Source organism: Nocardia neocaledoniensis (assembly GCF_029868625.1).
In the GTDB taxonomy this organism is placed as follows: Bacteria; Actinomycetota; Actinomycetes; order Mycobacteriales; family Mycobacteriaceae; genus Nocardia; species Nocardia neocaledoniensis_A.
On record NZ_JARWOJ010000252.1, the window covers coordinates 1 to 1,787 of the forward strand.

A 1,787-nucleotide genomic window follows, 5' to 3' on the forward strand; every position below is an offset into this window, starting at 1 on the left:
GGGGGGGTTTCTCCGTACGTGTGGTCGTTGCGTGGGCCGGGGTGGGTCCCCCCCCTTTTGGCCCCCCCCTCCCCCCCCCCCCCTCCCCCCCGGGGGCTTAATCCCCCCCCCACCCCCCCCGGGCCCCACCCGCCCCGCGGCCGCGGACACCGGCCGCCGCGGGTCCCACGCCCTGCGCTGGTGGGTGCTTGCCGTCCTCGGCATCGCCCAGCTGATGGTCGTGCTCGACGCGACGATCGTGAACATCGCGCTGCCCGCCGCCCAGGCCGACCTCGGTTTCGGTGACGCCGACCGGCAGTGGGTCATCACCGGCTACGCGCTGGCCTTCGGCAGCTTGCTGCTGCTCGGTGGCAGGCTGAGCGACCTGTTCGGTCGCCGCAACACCTTCATCATCGGCCTGGTCGGCTTCGCGGTGGCCTCCGCCATCGGCGGCGCGGCCACGACCTTCGAGATGCTGGTCGCGGCCCGCGTCGGCCAGGGCGTCTTCGGCGCGCTGCTCGCTCCCGCCGCGCTCTCGCTGCTGACGGTCACCTTCACCGAACCCGGTGAACGCGCCAAGGCCTTCGGCATCTTCGGTGCCGTCGCCGGCGCCGGTGGCGCGATCGGCCTGCTGCTCGGTGGCGCGCTCACCGAGTGGGCCTCGTGGCGCTGGGCGATGTACGTCAACCTGATCTTCGCCGCCGTCGCCCTCGTCGGCGCGGTGCTGCTGCTGGCCAAGCACACCACCTCGGCCGCGCGACCCAAGCTGGACTGGCCCGGCACCATCACGGTCACCGCCGCGCTCTTCGGCATCGTCTACGGGTTCTCCCAGGCCGAGACCGAGGGCTGGACCGCGCCGTCCACCCTGGCGTTCCTGATCGGCGGCGCCGTGCTGCTCGCGGCGTTCGGGTGGATCGAGACCAGGGCCGGGCATCCGCTGCTGCCGCTGCGCATCATCACCGACCGCACCCGCGGCGCTGCCTACCTGACCGTGTTCATCATGGGCATCGGCATGTTCGCGATCTTCCTGTTCCTCACCTACTACATGCAGCTGACCCTGGAATACACGCCGATCATCACCGGCGTCGCCTTCCTGCCGATGGTCGCGGGCATGGTGATCTCCTCGACCACCGCGCCCTCGCTGCTGCTGCCGAAGGTCGGACCCAAGGTCGTCATCAGCGGTGGCTTCCTCGTCGCCGCGGCGGGCATGCTCTGGCTGACCCGCATCGGCCTCGACACCGGCTACGTCACGCACATCCTGCCCGCGCTGGTGCTGCTCGGCCTCGGTCTCGGTGGCGCCATGTCGGTGGCCTTCCAGGGCTCGACCGCCGGTGTGCAGCACGAGGACGCCGGCGTCGCCTCGGCGATGGTCAACACCAGCCAGCAGGTCGGCGGTTCCATCGGCACCGCGCTGCTGAGCACCATCGCGGCCTCGGCGATGACCGACTACGTGTCCTCGCACCAGCCCGGCCCGCTGACCATGGCCCAGGGCGCGATCGAGAGCTACACCACCAGCTTCTGGTGGGCGACAGCCACATTCGTTCTCGGCGCGATCGTGATCGGCGTGCTCATGCCGAACACGGTGCCCGCCCCGGCCGAAGGGGAGCCGGTGCTCGCGCACTGATCGACGAGCCGAGTGGGCCGCCCCCAACCAACGGGACGGCGGCCGCGGGGGGGGGGGCGGGGGGCCCCCGCCGGGGGGGGGCCGTGGGCGCCCCTGGGGGCGTGGGGGCGGTGGTAGGGGGCGGGGGGCTGGGTCGCGGCGCCGGGGGGGGGGTGGCCCGCGGCCCGCACGACCGGGATGTGGG

At 73.0% G+C, this 1,787-nt stretch carries 1 protein-coding gene; it reads left to right on the forward strand.

Annotated features, from left to right (window positions below):
* Positions 1-184: 184 nt before the first annotated feature.
* Positions 185-1,603, forward strand: a complete 1,419-nt coding sequence (locus tag QH270_RS19610) for an MFS transporter (RefSeq protein WP_432420383.1) — start codon at positions 185-187, stop codon at positions 1,601-1,603.
* The last annotated feature ends 184 nt before the right edge of the window (positions 1,604-1,787 follow it).